We start from the raw sequence: 18228 nt of genomic DNA, 5'->3' as shown, positions 1-18228 counted from the left end.
AGTTAATGGCGATTGCTTAAACGCTATCCCTAATGTATCGACCTATTTATACTTTTTTCAAACTTTGCAACAGAACCCGGAAAATTAATACAGAGCTAATTATGAAGGAATGGGACAATATTAAACGAATTATGCTGTCTCTCGCTTTAAAAACAACTACTCAAAATGTGATTGTTCGAAAGTTAAGTTCCTATGCACGAAAAAATCAAACAAAACGTGCGTTGTGGGAGTATGATAATATCATCAAAAGTCTATATTTTTTAGAATATATTGATTCGCTATCATTACGTCAAAATGTTCAAAAGGCTTTAAACCGTGGGGAAAGTTATCATAAATTACGTCGAGCTGTATCTTTTGCAAACTTTGGGAAACTTCGTTTCAAGACTGAACAAGATCAGCAAATCTGGAATGAATGTAGTAGGTTGTTAACCAATTGTATTATTTACTACAATGCGAGTATATTATCAAATTTATTAACGAAATCTCAGAATAAAGGTATCGAGATGAACATACTAAAGTATATTTCACCGGTTGCCTGGCAACATATCAATTTTTATGGCCGTTATGAATTTAGCAAATCCCCCACAGTGGTAAATTTAGAGACAATCATTGAGAACATCAACGAAGATGATATTTTAACCAGATTAACGCAAGAACATTCACTTGATGAAGAATAAGACAAAATATAATTTGGTATATTTTGTCTTATTCCCCCTTTTCGGGGGATGGGCAAAAACACCCAAACTCCTTTTAACGGAAGAGATGGAACAATCTTTTCATTCATATTAACAATCCATCTTTTTCTTGCAATAAAATGCCTTATCATAGCTAGTGACGTTCCTGGTTCTAACCCTAAACGGTCGTCTGTATGTGAAGTAGCAATAGATAAAGGCGTTGTTTCATCCTGGATAAGCTGATAAACAATTTTTTCTATACTCTCTACAATAAAAGGGCCTAACTCCACGACATCTGGATTGTGATACTCTTTCCGAACCCATTTCACATTCTCACAAAATATTTCGGGTATCTCTTTATCCGTCACAATACCCCAATCTATATTTCTTCTTCGCCAATATTCTCTTTCAATTTCGAACTTCTCTATTGTGTGAGCATCCTCTAAATCACCCGCATATTTTAATGTCCTTACAAATTCTTTCGAATCAATATTTATGATAAAATCAGTAGTCATCACTACAATTTCTTGCGTTCTATTATCATGAGGGTGTTTAATTCCTAATCCTTCAGCTATAGATACTGTTTCTTCAATAGGTAGTAAAGGAAACTGTTCTCTAATATCCGTTACTGTACTAGACCACTCTAACAAATAAAAATAATCACTTTCTAAATCAGACAAAAGGTGGTGATTACGTCCTGTTTTCCAGCCTCCCCGCTGACCATCTCTTCCATTAGAAGGAAGATCCTGTGCCAACAACCAAGGTTTATAATTTTTTCCCTCCTTTTGTCCACGCCCTTGCTTAATATACCTTTCAATTTTCTTTGCATCTCATTCATATTTTCGTTTTGCCACAATGAATCCCTCATTTGACTATTTAATGGTAAATAAAAAAGGTTACCTATTTTTGCAATAGGTAACCTTTTGGTTCATATTATAAATTTATTGCCTTTAATCCATAGTACCTACTACTTTAGATACCATTATCGACAATCAAATCGAGTCTAATACTTTTTTTAAATAGTCTACAACTATTTTTTAACGGTCTAATACTTTTTTCTATAGTCTAAAACATTTTTTTAATGGAACAAACAATGCCAAAATGATAATTATTTTACTCCACAGTAACGGATTTTGCTAAATTACGTGGTTTATCCACGTCACACTCTCGGTGAAGTGCAGCATAATACGATATTAATTGTAAAGGTATAACCGATAAAAGTGGTGCTAACGCTTCATGTATTGATGGTAGAATATATCGATCATTTTCCATCTCTAATCCCTCCATAGCTATAATACATGGATTAGCTCCACGTGTTGCTACTTCTTGTACATTTCCACGGATTCCAAGACTAACATGTTTTTGCGTAGCAAGCGCTATAACTGGTGTCCCTTTTTCAATTAATGCTATCGTACCATGTTTTAATTCTCCACCAGCAAATCCTTCTGCCTGAATATAAGAAATCTCTTTTAATTTTAATGCACCTTCTAAACCAACGTAGAAATCAACACTACGACCAATGAAGAAACAGTTACGTGTTGTCGCTAGATACTCATTTGCAATTTTCTCCATTTCTTCTTTTTCATCACAAAGTACTTCCATTGCGTTTGCAACAAGACTTAATTCTTGAATTAAATCAAATTCTAGAACTAATCCTTTTAATTTTGCTAATTCAGATGCTAATATTGTTAATATCGTAATTTGAGCCGTGTATGCTTTTGTAGAGGCAACTGCGATTTCCGGACCAGCATGCAATAATAATGTATGGTTACTCTCACGCGAAAGTGTAGAATTCGAAACATTAGTAATAGTTAAGGAACCAAAATCTTGTTTGTTTATTTGCTTTAACACAGATCGACTGTCTGCTGTTTCACCACTTTGTGATATGAAAATGAAAAATGGCTTACTAGAAAGTATCGGAGGATTATAACTAAATTCACTTGCTACATGGACTTCGACGGGGATTTTAGCCCAATTTTCAATAAGTTGTTTGCCTACTAAACCTGCATGATAACTTGTACCGCAGCCAATAATATATATTCGATCACTATTAATTATCGAATTAAGTATATTGTCATCTAGTTTTATCTGACCACTTTTGTCTTTATATTTTTCAATTATTCTTCTAATAACAAAAGGTTGTTCATCTATTTCTTTCAACATATAATGATCATACGAACCTTTATCCATATCATTCACATCAAATTCCATTTCAATTGCGGATCTTTGTACTATTTCACCTTTTAAATTTTTAATGGTTACCCTTTCTTTCTCTACAATAACCATTTCTTCATCAAGTAAATGCAAGAACTGATTCGTTAAGTGAATCATTGGCATTGCATCTGAAGCAAACATATTAAAATTCCCATTACCTAGACCAACTAACATAGGACTCTTATTTTTAGCAATATATAATCTATCTTTATCTCGAGAATCGATTAATGCAATTGCATAAGAACCCTGTATTAAGTTTAATACTTTTATGAAACTTTCTTCTGTACTCAATCCTTCATTTGAAAATTTCTCTATCATCCCAACAATTACTTCAGTATCTGTATCGCTCTTAAAGTCATACCCCGGTAAGTGTTGTTTCGATAATATTTGATAATTTTCAATAACTCCATTATGAACTAAAGTAAAACGCTTAGACATACTACAATGCGGATGTGCATTCACTTTATTTGGAACACCATGTGTTGCCCAACGGGTTTGTCCTATACCTACATTAGCCAGTATATTATAATCCACAGTTTTTCGAAGGTTCTTTATTCTCCCCTTATCTTTAAATACGTGTACTCCATCTTCACTAAAAAGTGCAACTCCTGCAGAATCGTATCCACGATACTCTAGCTTTTCTAATCCATTTAATAGGTAGTCCTTAGTATCCATTTCTCCAATAAATCCAATAATACCACACACATTAATTCCTCCAATATTTCTCTATTTGAAATCATACTATTTTTTTGTCAAAAAAGTTTCCTTTTTATTTTTAAAATAGCTTAACAGCTGTGATTTCATCAACTGGGAGGCATCCGCCGATTCTTCGATACTCCTCCACCTCGTCAACTAGATAAAATTAGTCCTGGCGCTTTATGTACTCCAAACAATTTTCTATTATTATAATAGAAAACCTCTTAAATTCTAATATATGATCACTACAAAAGTCAAACTAATTATAATATTTAATGAATAAAAAAAATTATTCTACTAATATAACAACTGATACTCATTATATAAATTTCTAGTTTTGCAAAAATTATTAACTAGCACAAAACCTTTTGAAAAAAATAAGTGGGAGCAAAACGAGATAAAGTATTTTAAATACCGTATATTTTGCATCTCTATGAGAATGTGTATTATATTATTAAAAAAGAGAAATAAATTCACAATGTTTAATTGGATGAAATATTTGATTCACTAGCAATATATACTTTTATGAAGAAACTAAATCGAACTTAGGTGGAATATTTGGGTTTAGTTTTACATACATCCTCATCAATTATTCCTTCGATTTTCCACATCCTATTTCACACTATTCATGAGAACGATACCAATTATAAAAATAAAAAAGTTTCTTCTATTAAAGATTAAGAATAACCATAAAAATATTTTAATAGTCGTTTTCAAATGAATATTCTAACTTTTTAAGTCAATCGGGCTGATAAAGTCTAGTTTTAATTGCGAAAATTTATAAAAAATATTAATTTAAATATCTTCGCTATCAACTAATGGTAATTAACATATATCAAAATAGAAATTATTCATCTGATTTCACCATTCCAAAATCAGACGAATAATCATTATTTTTTAACAAATCATTCACTTTATTATTTCATATACAAATTTCCCTTTATTTCAGTAAACTGTTTAAATTCTCAAAAAAATCAGGGTAAGATATATTCACAGCATCTCTATTGCAAACTTTAATTTCATTATTCGTCAATAAATTAGCGATACTTAACATCATTCCAATTCTATGATCATGATGACTATCAACTATCCCTCCTATTAATTGACTTTCCCCTTCAATAATCATGCCATCATCAGTTGCTTTTATATTTACACCTAACTTTTTCAATTCATTAACTACTGTATCGATTCGATTTGACTCTTTAACTTTTAGCTCCTCTGCATTTTTAATAACGGTTTTCCCCTCAGCTTGAGTAGCAGCTAGAGCAAGTATAGGGATTTCATCAATTAACCTAGGGATTAAATCCCCATCAACCATAATTCCTTTTAAGCCTGAAGACCTAACAATAATATCGCCTACATCTTCGTTAGATACCTTTTTTTTATTTAATATCTTAATAGATGCCCCCATCTTTAATAAAGCATCTATTATACCTGTACGAGTATAGTTCAATCCAACATTTCTAATAATAATTTCACTATTAGGTATGATTGTGGCTGCTACAATAAAAAAGGCAGCCGAAGAAATATCACCAGGAACAGTAAAGTCTGTTCCTTCAAGCCTCTGGCTTCCTTCAATAGTAATAACATCACCGGCTACTTTTAATTTCCCTCCAAAAGCTTCAATCATTTTTTCGGTATGATTTCGTGTTTTGAAAGGGTCAATAATTGTTGTAATTCCATCTGCTAACATTCCAGCTAGTAAGACTGAAGATTTAACTTGCGCACTAGGAATGTTCATTTTGTAATCTATTCCTTTTAATTTTCTTCCATTAATATATAGAGGGGCAAATTGACCATTCTCTTCTCCTTCTATAAGGGCTCCCATCTTTTGTAATGGTTCCACCACTCTTTTCATAGGACGTTTTGCAATAGAATCATCACCAACTAATATCGAGCTGAAATTGGTATTTGCTAGAATTCCAAGTAATAATCTAATTGTTGTACCAGAGTTGCCAACATATAATTTCTGATTTGGAGCGGTAAAAGATTTTATTCCTTTACCTAATATCTCAATATACTCCTTATTTATTGCGATATTCACTCCTAGTTCCTGAAAACACCTAATAGTATTTAGACAATCTTCTCCTCTTAAAAAACCAGTAATTTTTGTTTTTCCATGTGCTAATGCACCAAATATAACTGATCTATGTGATATTGATTTATCACCAGGAACAGTGATTTCTCCAAATAATTTACTAGTAGTTAATAACTGCTTCAATATTATCACTCCAAGAGATTGAACTTTAATTTAATACGGATAATAACTCTTTAATTAAAAGTGCCTATATGTATGCGTTTGTATAAATCTAAACATCAAACCATTTAATATTCTTACAATGGCTTATCTGCAATAAACAACTACATTATAAGTTAATTAATAATATGAATTATAAACTTTAAGATAACAGATTATTAAATCGAAATAGGATTATTTTCATTAAAAATATTTTGCATTTTTCTTATGCTCCTGAAGATTATTTTGAATTAACTCCATTCTATCTTGTCCAAATTGTTTAACTATTTCATTCGCTAATTCCCAGGCAACCACTGCCTCAGCAACAATACTAGCTGCTGGTACAGCACAACTATCTGATCGTTCTATACTAGCTGCAAACACTTGCTTTGTATCAATATCTATACTCTTAAGTGGTTTGTATAATGTTGGTATTGGCTTCATTACTCCTCTAACAACAATTGGCATACCATTTGTCATTCCACCTTCAAATCCACCAAGGTTATTAGTTCTTCTTGTATAACCTTGTTTATTATCCCAGAGAATTTCATCATGAACTTCACTTCCAAATTTATCTCCACAACTAAATCCCAAGCCGAATTCCACACCTTTAAAAGCATTAATGCTCATAATAGACGCTGCAATTTTAGCATCTAATTTATGATCATAGTGCACATAACTACCTAACCCAACAGGTAGACCTTCTGCTATAACTTCAACTATTCCACCTATAGAATCTCCATCTTTTTTTGCGGCATCAATTTCTGCAATCATTTTTTTCTCAGCTGAAGAATCGTAACAGCGAACCGAAGATTTATCTATTTTTTCTATTAACTGATTTATATTTTCATATAAATATTCGCCCACCTCGGCTTTTCCTATCTTCAAAACATGGCTGACCACTTGTATTCCTAATTCATTAAGTATTTTTTTTGCAACAGCTCCTGCAGCCACTCTTATTGTCGTTTCACGTGCCGAGGAACGTTCTAAAACATTTCGCATATCACGATGCCCATATTTAATTGCACCATTTAAATCTGCATGTCCTGGCCTTGGTCTTGAAATTTTTCTTTTAATCTCTAATTGTTCATCCTCATTAAGTGGCTCAATTCCCATAACTTTAGTCCAATTTTTCCAATCATTATTTTTAACTACTAAAGTAATTGGTGATCCTAAAGTTTTCCCATGACGAACACCACTTAAAATTTCTACTTCATCCTTCTCAATTTGCATCCGTCGACCGCGACCATATCCTTGTTGCCGTTTTGAAAGTTCTATATTAATATCGTCTACACTTAATTTTAATCCTGCTGGAACACCTTCTAATATAGCGGTTAATTGTGGTCCGTGGGATTCCCCTGATGTTAAGTATCTCATTTCATGCTCATCCTTTATTTAATTTTTATTTTTTCTTTTTTAAATATTTCACCTGAAATAAAAGATTTCATAGAATTCATGAATTCAGAAAATTCATCGAAGTCCATTTGCTGTTTAGAATCAGATAGAGCTACTGATGGATTAGGGTGCACCTCTGCCATTACACCGTCCGCTCCTATAGCAATAGCTGCTTTTGCTGCTGGTATAAGCAAATCTTTTCTCCCAGTAGAATGTGTCACATCTACTAAGACCGGCAAATGTGTCTCCTTTTTCAAAATTGGAACTGCAGTAATATCTAAAGTATTTCTTGTAGCTGTTTCATAAGTTCTAATTCCTCTCTCACATAGAATTACATTTGTATTCCCCTCTGATAAAATATATTCCGCCGCAAAAATAAATTCCTGAATAGTTGCAGATAATCCTCTCTTGAGTAAAACTGGTTTATTAGTTTGTCCTACCGCTTTTAATAATTCGAAATTATGCATGTTTCTTGCGCCAATTTGAATAACATCTACATAATTTAAAAATTCATCAATATTTTGTGTACTTACCAGTTCAGTGATTACGGCCATATTAAACTCTTGTGCAACATCTTTGAGAATCTTTAATCCTTCTATCCCCAAGCCTTGAAAATCATAAGGAGACGTACGAGGTTTATATGCTCCCCCTCTTAATAGGCTTAATCCTTTCTTTGACATTTCATGTGCTATTGCTCTAACTTGAGCCCAATCTTCAACAGCACATGGTCCCATTACAAAATGCGGATATCCATCACCAATTCTCTCACCCTTAATATTAATAATGGTGTCTTCCAACTTATGTTTTCTAGAAACAAGGAGAGGAATTTTCTCAACCTTATTTTTTTGTATATCTCGACTAGCTTTAAAAATTTCTGCATAGATTTTTTTCAACATTTCATTCGTGTATGATCCGTTATTTAACGTGATTAATTTTTCAATTAAATTCTTTTCTCTTTCTACATTATCTACATCTAGATTTAATCTTTGTTTCTCTTTCCCAATTTCTTTAACAACTTCACTACGCTTATTTAAAATGTCTACTAATTGCATGTCTAATTCTTCAATTACAGCTCTCAATTCATTTAACTTATCCATATATATCACTCCTTTAAATTCCACACATAACATTATTGTCCAATTTTCTATTAATTGTCAATTAAGTATTTTTTTAATAAAGAATAATCGGAAAAATGCATCTTTTTATTAAATTGGATTTATCTGAAAAATATTGACAATAATAGGGAGTGATGTTTATTATTGAATTTGTATTTAGAATATTTCCTATTTTAAAAAAGAATGTCGTGGTGATGAATTTGATAATCTTAGATGACTATTCTAAGAAAAATGTATTATTGCAACCCTCTTTAATTAATATTGCTACCCTGGGACCTTCCGGTACCAGTAGTGAACATGCTGCAAAATCTTTTATTAATAATTTTTCCCTAAGTGTTCACACAAAAAGTAGGGTACATTTAATGTCAACGTTTGAAGAGTGTATCAGTCAAGTTTTAGAAAGTAATATCACGTATGCAATTGTTCCACATGCATATGAAGGAATTAAAGACTTTTATATGCACCCAGATTTAGAACTAATTCAGTTATTTAGATGTGATACTCCAATGTATGGACTAGCTGTTAGACCTGATTTTAATTTTCAGGCTGAAGCACTAGATAATCATATTGTAGTTTCTCATCCAGCACCTATTAGCCTACTAAAGTACTATATTGGGAAAGAAGCAATATTTAAAAAAGTGAATTCTACTAGTATTGCTGCTGAGTTAGTTAGAGAAAAGGTTTACGACTTTGCTATTACAAATGAAGTAGCTAGAGAACAAAACCAATTAAAATTTGTTTTTCAATTCAAAAATATACCAATGAGCTGGTCAGTATTTGGAAGGAGAGAAGTAAAATGATAACTACCGATAAAAAAAATTATAATAATTTTTTCCCAGAACCAATATTGAAAGAGTGGGATAATGGGGTAAAACAATATTGTACAAAAAGAGGAAATACTGAAGTCCTTATTTCTTATGTACCACCTGGGTTAGATGTAGATTTGCACAAACACCCTGAAGTTCAGCTAGGAATGGTAATATCCGGTGAGCTTATTATGCGTGTTGGTGATGTAGAAAGAAAAATGACCCCACTAGATACCGCTTATATAGCGCCACCTAATACCTTACATGGTGCTAAAAACTGTACTGATAAAGAAACTATCGCGATTGATATAAAACGTTTTGCTGAAAATGAAATTTATACTTTCCCTCCTGAATACTTCTTAGATGTATATAAAAAGAGGGATTTACTTCCAGGTATGGAGGTTACATTCTTTGTTGAAAATTGGATCGAAATAATGATTGCAGAAATCCCAAAAAATGGTGGGGAAATGCCTGACCATAAACATAAAAACGAACAGATTGGCATTTGTATAAACGGAGACTATGATATGACTATTGAAGATACTAGTCATCGTATGAGCTTTGGTAGTTCATATTTTTGTAATCCACGTGAATCACACAGTGCAATAAACAACTCTGATGTAGATTCGCGATCTATCAACATATTTTTACCACCAAGATATAATCGACTTAAAAAATAAATTTTATTCACTACATTAATAATAGATAAATCAGTGAAAGGTCGGGAAACATATGCAAGATTTAAATTCTAAAGTGGTTATTATCACTGGTGGAGCTTCAGGAATAGGTTTAGAGACCGCTAAGGCTTTTTTGGAATTAGGAGCTAAAGTAGTTATTGCGGATATACATGAATATAATGGTATGCAAGTAATTTCAACTATTAACGATGATAATCTTCACTTTGTTCATACAGATATTACAAAGGAAAGTGATTGTGAAAATTTAATTACCACAACATTAGAGCACTTTGGGGATATCCATGTTTTTATAAATAATGCTGGGATAGAAATAGGGGGTGCTATTCATGAAATGCCCCTCTCTGACTGGAATAAACTTATGAATGTAAATCTAACTGGTGTTTTTTTAGGTAGTAAACATGCTCTAAAATATATGGTTACAAAAGAAAGAGGCACTATTATTAACACATGCTCAGTTAGTGGATTAGTTGCATGGCCAGATATTGCCGCTTATAACGCTAGTAAAGGTGGTGTATTACAATTAACTAAGTCATTAGCTATTGATTATGCTAAATATAATATTAGAGTAAATTGTGTTTGTCCTGGAATAATTGATACACCACTAAATGAAAAATCTTTTGAACTAAATCATACTGATGATCTAGCAATAGTAAGAAAACAAAAAGAAAAATTAAGTCCTTTAGGGCGATTGGGTACAGCTAAAGAAATTGCCAATACAATGACATTCCTCGCATCAGATAATGCTAGTTACATAACAGGAAGTGCTTTGACTGTCGATGGTGGATATACAGCAAAATAATTAAAGGGGTTTTTATTATGAAAAGACTTAATGTATTAGTAATTGCAGATTTAGGAGGATGCCCTCCTCACATGTTTTATGAAAGCGTTGCAAGAAAATATAATATTATTAGCTATATACCACGCCCATTTGCGATTACTGAGAATCATGCCAAATTAATAGAAAATTTCTCCGCAGCAATAATTAAAGATACTGATTTCCTTAATGATATAAGTGATTTTAAACATCCAGAGTCAATTTATTGGGCACAAAAAAAATACGAAAAACCGGAAGAAGTAGTTGTGGAAGATATAGTAAAAGTAGCTAAGATGTTCAATGTTAGTGCTATTACAACGAATAACGAATTGTTCGTTGTACCTATGGCAAAAGCTTGTGAAAAATTAGGTCTAAGAGGTGCTGGCGTACACGCTGCTGAAAAAGCTCGTGATAAAAATCTAATGCGCGAAGCTTTTAATACTTCAGGTGTAAAATCTATTAAAAGTAAAAGGGTTGGTACATTAGAGGACTTCCGTAAAGCGCTAGAATACATTGAACTTCCAGCCATTCTAAAACCAACCTACTTAGCGAGTTCAATTGGCGTTACTTTTATTCACAATATGGAAAATGCCGAAGACCTTTTTTTACAGGCAGAAAATCTTTTAACTGGAATAGATGTACCCAAGTCAGTAAAATATGAAGCTCCTTTTATACTTGAAGAGTACTTAATAGGAGAATATGATGATTGGTATACAGAAGAAGGGTATTCAGATTACATAAGCATTGAAGGTATTATGGTAAATAAAGAATATCATCCATTAGTAATTCACGATAAAACACCACAAATTGGATTTGTTGAAACATCCCATATTACATCTTCTAATCTTGATGAAGATGCAAAGAAAAAAATTATTGAAGCTGCAAAAAAAGCAAATGAGGGATTGGGATTAGAGAATTGTGCTACACATACAGAAATTAAACTTATGAAAAATAGAGAATTAGGAATTATTGAAAGCGCTGCGAGATTTGCTGGCTGGGATATGATACCTAATATAAAGAAAGTATATGGGGTTGATGCTGCTGAAATATTAGTAGATGTTTTATGTCATGGATTTTCAGAACATTTACCAAATCAATTATTAGATAACCCTAAAAAATATGTAGCTGACTTCCACTTATACCCTACAGATTTCATGAAAACTGGAGAGATTGATGAAAACCAAGAAGTAATAACTTTTAATAAAATCACTATTCCAGAAGGTATATTAGTTGGAGATACAGAAATAAATAGCTTCTCCACAGTTGAAAGTGGCACTAAAATAAACCTAAAATTATTTGAAGCTTTTAATTCTTTGGCTAATTTACATTTATCAAGTAGTAACTCCACAGATTTAGTTGAGTCTATTAAAAACATACAAAATAATGCATCATTATCATTAATGGGAGATTATAGCTTAGTATGAAAAGTCTAACGAACAATTCGAGAAATCTACTTTACGGTCAGGCGTTATCATATATGGGCGATTATTGTGTTTTACCAGCTTTATTAATACTATCAACCTACTACGAATATTATTGGGTTACTTCGGGCGTCATCATTGTCCGAAGTATACCTATGATTTTCCAACCATTTTTAGGGATTTTGGTTGATAAATTTGATAGGGTTAAAATTATGTATTGGACTGATCTCGTAAGAGGAATAATATTCTTAGGGTTAACCTTTCTTCCGAAAGGGCAATATCCAATACTATTTTTATCATTCCTATTAATATCATATGGAAGTGGCGTCTTCTTTAACCCAGCTAGGTTAGCTGTTATGTCAACACTTGGAAATGAAATAAAAAAAATTAATACTCTTTTTGCTAAAGCCACTACATTAGCAATTATTATAGGTTCTTTAATTGGAGCCTTATTCTTATATTATGGTTCAGTTAATTTAGCTGTTGGTTTCAATGCCATTACTTACTTCATTTCAGCATTTTTTATTAAACAAATGAAGATTGAAACTACATCATTTGTACCAGGTAATATCAAAGATGGTCTGAATTCGTTTAAACAAGGAATCCATATAATCAAACATAATCCTTTTGTTCTTAACGCAATCTTTACAATGATGACAATGGCCTTATTATGGGGTATAGTATATAGCTATTTCCCTATTGCTAGTAGCTATATTGGTAATGGAGAAATTGGAAACTTCATTTTGACCTTATGTATTGGATTAGGCGGATTCATCGGCGTTCAATTTGTTAATAAATGGGGATTTAATGATAATAAAGGCCTAAATTATTTTTCTATAATTAGTCTTATTTCATTAGGGTTCTTTTTAACCTCTACACACTTTTCAGTTTCATTTTTAGCTGCAATTGGATTTTTTATTGCAATGGAGTATGGCGAGGTCATTGCCAAAGTAAAAGTTCAAGAAAATGCTGAAAATGCGGTTCAAGGACGTATTTTTGCAGTTTCAGAGGCATTAATAGGTCTGTTTATCTCTATTGGATCCACCTTAATTAATTTTGCCAATTCATCAGTAATTTTAGGGGTTATTGTGTTAATTATATTTGGCTTATATATTCATACAAAGATAGTAAATAAATTATATCAAAAAAACCAATTAAGTACTAACCGAATGGGACTATAAAGATTAGGAGCAAAAAATATGGTAATAGTATGTCCTTCAAATTCAATTAAACAACTTCCTAAGCAGGAATTTTTAGCTATAATTAATAAAGTTAATAAATTAACAGAAAAAGGGCTTGATATAATAAATTTAAGTCAGGGAAACCCTGACCTTCCTACTCCACCACATATAGTAGAATCTTTAAGACAAGCTTCACTTAAACCTTTACATCATAAATATTCCCCTTTCAGAGGGCATGCTTTCTTAAAGGAAGCTATTAGTTTATTCTACAAAAGAGAATATGATGTTAACATTGATCCAAATAAAGAAGTTGCAATATTTAATGGTGGAAAAGCAGCTTTGTACTCCATTAGTCAAAGTTTATTAGATGAAGATGATATCGCCTTAATACCTGATCCTGGTTATCCAGAATACTTATCAGGTATTCTAATGTCAAAAGCTACACCTCATTATTTAAATTTACGGGAATGTAATGGATATCTCCCAATTTACAAAGAAATAAGTCCAGAAGTATGTGATAAAGCCAAAATTATGTACTTAAATTATCCAAGTAATCCAACTGGTGCCAGTGCGAATTTGGATTTTTTCGAGGAGACTGTAGCATTTGCAGAGAAAAATAATATTAACGTTATTCATGACTTTGCATACGGAGGGTTGGGCCTAAGCAGGAATAAACCAGTTAGTTTCCTACAAGCAAAAGGTGCTTTTAATTCTGGAATTGAAATCTATACTATGTCTAAATCTTATAATATGGCTGGCTGGAGGGTAGCTTTCGCAGTCGGAAATGAGCATATAATTAACGCTATCAATGATTTTCAAGATCATGTTTTTGTCAGTCTTTTTGGTGCTATCCAAGAAGCTACTAAAACTGCTTTATTAGATGATCAATCATGCCTAGAGAATCTAAATACAATCTACAATAAGAGAATAGATTATTTTATAAATAGGTGTAAAGATGAATTAAATTGGAGCATTGAAAAACCAAAAGGATCTTTTTATATATGGGCACCTATCCCAAAAAACTTTACTTCTTACGATTTCACACAATATTTGCTGGAGTGCGCACATGTCGCAGTAACGCCAGGAGAGGTTTTTGGAAAAAATGGAGCGAAATTTATAAGAATTTCTATGATCGCTGATATAGATAGATTAGATGCTTTTATAGAGAGAATAAAAAAATTAAATTTAGTTTTCAACTCTTAAATGATTGAAAAGAAAAAAGGAAGAAGGGATTTCCCCTTCTTCCTTTTTAGCTATTATAAATATCTAGATACTTCGTATAGAACCACCATCTACTGAAATTTGCTGCCCTGTTACATATGAAGCATCTTCGGAAACCAAGTATGTAATTAATGATGAAATTTCTTCTGGTAGACCGACTCTATTCACAGGAATATTTTTCAACACTTCTTGTTCAGCCTCTTCTTCGCTTATTCCCTTATTTTGTACAATACTTTCAATATATTTTGTATATCTATCAGTAAATATAAAACCTGGGTTTATACAATTAACTGTAATACCTTTTGGAGCTACAGCAGTTGAAATATTTTTACTAGCATTAATTATTGCAGCATTAATCATTCCATTTGTAAACATATTACTCGTAGGCTCTTTCCACAGATTTCCCACAATATTTACAATTCGGCCATATTGTCTCTCTCTCATAATTTCAGTAGCTTTTCTAATGCAATCTATATATGTTATTGCTTTGTTTGAAAAAGCTTGTAGTAACTCTTCATTCTTACTATTTAAAAATGAATCTGGTTTTCCGCCAGGAACATTATTTATTAAAATATCTAATCTACCGAATTTTTCTGAAATATCTTCAAACAATTGATTTCTACTTTCTTCTAGTGTTATATTTCCTACAAATCCCATGTATGTATTTGATGGATTCACAGACTTTAATTCTTCCACCATTAATTCTATATTTATTGGACTTCTAGAATTCACCACAACTTGATACCCTTTACTAGCCAAATTAATAGCTACGGCCCTTCCTATTCCTTGACTTCCTCCAATTACTAATGCAACTTTTCTATTTTCCATACATACATCCCCCAAATATTCATTATATAACCTACATATTATTTTACCAAATTTTTAAAATTTTTTCACTATAGATATTGTTCTTATAGTTCGAGTGTAAGTCTCTCTTCAATCATATATCACTTAGATATATGATTGAAGGATGCCGTTCCGATAGCTTAACATCTTTTCATTACATTTTAATCAGTTTATTCACAATGCTTTTAAAAATACATAAAAATATTTTATTCGCTGAGCACCTCGAGAAATTTAGGTATTGTGTTCACTTCGGAGAATACAACATATGTTACTGTATGCGCTAATTCGGAAATTGAATCTATAAACTCTTCAATCTCTTCAAGACTACGAACAACAATCTTTACCATGTAACAAGATTGTCCAGAGATTCGATAGCAGAAATCAACCATTACATAATTTTTTATATGCTTTTTAAATCGTTCATAGTTCCCATTTTTAACAGTTATATTTATTATAGCTTCAATTGTAAAACCTAACTTTTTATAATTTATTTTTGTTGTATACCCCTCTATAACCCCACTATATTCCATATTACGCACTCTTTCTGCTACTGAGGGTGCAGATAGGTTAACTTTTTTTGCTAACTCCCTCATTGAAATCCGTGGATCTTGGGTTAATACTTCCAAAATTTTCAAATCCATTTGATCTATTTTCATTTTTAAAAAATCCCTTCATAAATATTTTCAATTGACATATATATAGTAAAACATAAATTCAAATGAAATGGAAATGAACTGTATTTTAATTTATCATTAAATTAAAGATAAATTCATTTTATTAAATCTCAAATATATAAAGGAGGTACAGATATGCCAAACAAAAAGTACATCAAAAAAGTAGAAAAGGATAACCAAGAACTTTTGCGATATTATTTTAGACAAATAGTACAAGCAATTATTTTTTATAAATAGAACAGAATATTTTTTCTATTATATAAAAATAGATTTACAATTGTTACTAACTCTTTTAAAATTTGAATTCAAAAGTACAACTATTACTACTTAAACAGCTCTAAAATCAATTTATTATATATAAAAGGAGGTTTAACGATTTTGTCCCTTAAAGAATTGGAAAGTCAATCAAAAGATGTTAGTACTTTTCCTTTATTAACTGTTATGGCACTTATTTTGGGTATTTTTTTAGCTGGGTCCGAGGAGCTTGTAGTTTCCCCTCTTTTACCTGATTTATCCTCAAGTTTCAACTCAACCATTGACGTTGTAGCATTATCCGTCAGTATTTATGGTATTTCAATTATTTTTGGAGCTGCACTGTTAACGCCAATTGGGGATAGGTTTTCACGTAGGATAAATATGGTAATTGGGATAATAATCTTTATACTAGGTACAACCTTATGTATCTTTGCACCCAGTTTGATAATTTTTTTTATCGGTCGTGCACTTTGTGGGTTAGCATCTGGTGCTTTTATCCCCACTGCTTATGCATTTGTAGCAGATCAGATACCTTATAAACATCGTAGTAAGGTAATGGGACTCATCGTTTCAAGTTGGTCATTGTCTTTAATTTTAGGAGTTCCCTTGGGTTCTTTTATAGGGCAATGGTTGAATTGGAGGTGGACGTTCGCTATTTTTAGCTTTGTAGGAATTTTTGTCCTAGCTCTTATCGTTATGGATATATTTCGTCATTTAGAATGGAGAAAATTACCTTCAACAAATTTCAAGCAAAAAGGTTCATTAATTCATTCTTATTATACTGCTTTTACAAGCCCAAACGTCCCCGTACTTATTATAATTACGTTTTGTAATATGATAGGCTTTTATGGAATGTATACTTATCTAGGAAGTTATCTCAGGTCTGTTTTTCCATCTGGTACTTCAGTTGCAGGAAGCTTAATAATAGTTTATGGATTAGGTTTCGCTACAAGCTGTATCACTGGAAAATATGCCGATAAAATTGGTAAAGAAATTTCATTAACTGGTACACTGACACTACTTACAGTGATATTAGGATTTCTCCCTTACACTACTAATTTCATCATACCTCTTATATTTTTCTTATTTATTTGGGGAATGATGCAAAGTCTAACAGTTACTTTATTAAGTACGATTTTAAGTGAATGTTCCTCTACCTACAGAGGACGAATTCTTGCCATCTACAGCTTGGCAACTAATCTAGCCGTAACTTTAGGATCCGCTTTAATGGGGCCTATATATTCTAATTATGGCTATGGAAAAGTTAGTTTAATTTGCGCTGTACTAACATTCATTGGATTATTATTAAGCATATTTATTTATAAATATAAACCCAAGAATGCTTAATTAAATCACTGATTAATAAATTCGAATGTTGATCCTCTTCTGAGGTCCAAGTATGAATAAAGTCTGTAATAACAAAAAGGGATCCTTTAAAAGTTACAGATAAATACGTTGTAAGCCATGGTAAATTCACTTCTGTTAATAAAGCTGTTTCAATGGCTGTAATTACACCAGAAGGAAAAGTAACTTGACTTTCATCCCAAGAGCTCTCAAAGGTTCTCCTTCGTCTGTTTAACCTCCTACAACGCAATGGACGAAAATCTTATCGATACGAAAAAAAGACAGTCTTTGATATTTCTTACGATTAGTCAATCTTTATTTTAAAGCAAGCATTGCAGTAAGATCTGCCCCCCCATAACCCCTATACTTTGTAGATCTGGATTCCATTCGTGAGCCTGTTTTACAAAATAGTCGATTGCTGATTTAATATCTTCTAAAATTCTTAGCCAAGTATAATAGGGGCACGGCAACGATTCCTTCTTTTTAGGGCCACTCATGATTGTAATTTAATCGAGATATCACTTAAACACGCATTTTACAACAAATAAAAGGAATACATTTGGTTCTGGTGCAAAAACTTTAATCCAGTTGTAAGCAACCTCTAAAACTTGGATATACTGATACTATTACTCTTAAAA

At 31.9% G+C, this 18228-nt stretch carries 14 protein-coding genes and 2 pseudogenes; 8 read left to right on the top strand and 8 right to left on the bottom strand.

Features of this window, described 5'->3' with window-relative positions; genetic code table 11:
- Positions 1-77: 77 nt before the first annotated feature.
- A pseudogene (locus JDS96_RS26380) lies at positions 78-677 on the top strand (Tn3 family transposase); the annotation flags it as partial.
- Here the strand turns inward: JDS96_RS26380 and JDS96_RS26375 are convergent.
- The 5 genes from JDS96_RS26375 to JDS96_RS26355 all read right to left on the bottom strand — a co-directional run bounded on the left by JDS96_RS26375 (position 563) and on the right by JDS96_RS26355 (position 8318).
- Positions 563-1354, bottom strand: a complete 792-nt coding sequence (locus tag JDS96_RS26375) for a TnsA endonuclease N-terminal domain-containing protein (RefSeq protein WP_242480000.1) — start codon at positions 1352-1354, stop codon at positions 563-565. The pseudogene JDS96_RS26380 and the gene JDS96_RS26375 sit on opposite strands and share 115 nt — an antisense overlap.
- A 433-nt stretch (positions 1355-1787) precedes the next feature.
- Entirely contained in the window at positions 1788-3593 is a 1806-nt protein-coding gene (gene glmS, locus JDS96_RS26370) for a glutamine--fructose-6-phosphate transaminase (isomerizing) (RefSeq protein ID WP_199668547.1), read from the bottom strand.
- Positions 3594-4524: 931 nt separating this feature from the next.
- Entirely contained in the window at positions 4525-5805 is a 1281-nt protein-coding gene (aroA, locus tag JDS96_RS26365) for a 3-phosphoshikimate 1-carboxyvinyltransferase (protein ID WP_206777225.1), read from the bottom strand.
- Between the two features lie 219 nt (positions 5806-6024).
- A complete protein-coding gene (gene aroC / locus JDS96_RS26360; protein WP_199668546.1) occupies positions 6025-7197 on the bottom strand; it encodes a chorismate synthase in 1173 nt (390 codons plus the stop codon).
- A 14-nt stretch (positions 7198-7211) separates the two neighbouring features.
- A complete protein-coding gene (locus JDS96_RS26355; RefSeq protein WP_199668551.1) occupies positions 7212-8318 on the bottom strand; it encodes a bifunctional 3-deoxy-7-phosphoheptulonate synthase/chorismate mutase in 1107 nt (368 codons plus the stop codon).
- A 212-nt stretch (positions 8319-8530) separates the two neighbouring features.
- Here JDS96_RS26355 and JDS96_RS26350 point away from each other — a divergent pair, with 212 nt between their 5' ends.
- From JDS96_RS26350 to JDS96_RS26325, 6 genes are read left to right on the top strand one after another with little or no spacing between them, the layout of a single operon-like run.
- Positions 8531-9130: a type 2 periplasmic-binding domain-containing protein gene (locus JDS96_RS26350; RefSeq protein WP_374221013.1), complete on the top strand. Its 600-nt coding sequence runs from the start codon at positions 8531-8533 to the stop codon at positions 9128-9130.
- Positions 9127-9816 (top strand): cupin domain-containing protein, encoded by a 690-nt coding sequence (locus tag JDS96_RS26345; RefSeq protein ID WP_199668545.1) that lies wholly within the window; start codon positions 9127-9129, stop codon positions 9814-9816. Before JDS96_RS26350 ends, JDS96_RS26345 begins: the two co-directional genes overlap by 4 nt.
- 52 nt (positions 9817-9868) lie before the next feature.
- The gene (locus JDS96_RS26340) at positions 9869-10633 is read left to right on the top strand and encodes a glucose 1-dehydrogenase (RefSeq protein ID WP_199668544.1); all 765 of its coding nucleotides are present in this window, start codon (positions 9869-9871) and stop codon (positions 10631-10633) included.
- 17 nt (positions 10634-10650) lie between these two features.
- On the top strand, positions 10651-12072 hold the full coding sequence (locus JDS96_RS26335; protein ID WP_199668543.1) for an alanine--anticapsin ligase: 1422 nt from the start codon (positions 10651-10653) through the stop codon (positions 12070-12072).
- Positions 12069-13250: an MFS transporter gene (locus JDS96_RS26330; RefSeq protein WP_199668542.1), complete on the top strand. Its 1182-nt coding sequence runs from the start codon at positions 12069-12071 to the stop codon at positions 13248-13250. Before JDS96_RS26335 ends, JDS96_RS26330 begins: the two co-directional genes overlap by 4 nt.
- Positions 13251-13268: 18 nt before the next feature.
- Positions 13269-14453, top strand: a complete 1185-nt coding sequence (locus JDS96_RS26325) for an aminotransferase class I/II-fold pyridoxal phosphate-dependent enzyme (protein ID WP_199668541.1) — start codon at positions 13269-13271, stop codon at positions 14451-14453.
- Positions 14454-14516: 63 nt separating this feature from the next.
- Here the strand turns inward: JDS96_RS26325 and JDS96_RS26320 are convergent, their stop codons facing one another.
- Both JDS96_RS26320 and JDS96_RS26315 read right to left on the bottom strand, forming a co-directional pair.
- Positions 14517-15299: an SDR family oxidoreductase gene (locus JDS96_RS26320; RefSeq protein ID WP_206777223.1), complete on the bottom strand. Its 783-nt coding sequence runs from the start codon at positions 15297-15299 to the stop codon at positions 14517-14519.
- Positions 15300-15523: 224 nt separating this feature from the next.
- Positions 15524-15973 carry an Lrp/AsnC family transcriptional regulator gene (locus JDS96_RS26315; RefSeq protein WP_199668540.1) on the bottom strand — a complete coding sequence of 150 codons (450 nt, stop codon included), beginning with the start codon at positions 15971-15973 and terminating at the stop codon, positions 15524-15526.
- Positions 15974-16432: 459 nt separating this feature from the next.
- Between JDS96_RS26315 and JDS96_RS26310 the strand changes: the two genes are divergently transcribed.
- Positions 16433-17593, top strand: coding sequence for an MFS transporter (locus JDS96_RS26310; RefSeq protein WP_199668548.1), 1161 nt, complete (start codon positions 16433-16435; stop codon positions 17591-17593).
- On the opposite strand, the pseudogene JDS96_RS26305 reads toward JDS96_RS26310, so the two are convergent.
- A pseudogene (locus JDS96_RS26305) lies at positions 17592-17792 on the bottom strand (acyl-ACP desaturase); the annotation flags it as partial. The gene JDS96_RS26310 and the pseudogene JDS96_RS26305 overlap by 2 nt on opposite strands.
- Positions 17793-18228: the final 436 nt, after the last annotated feature.

The sequence above is a fragment of the Bacillus cereus group sp. N21 genome (genome assembly GCF_016483395.1).
Lineage (GTDB): Bacteria > Bacillota > Bacilli > Bacillales > Bacillaceae_G > Bacillus_A > Bacillus_A pseudomycoides.
This window is presented reverse-complemented; position numbering and strand designations above follow the sequence as displayed.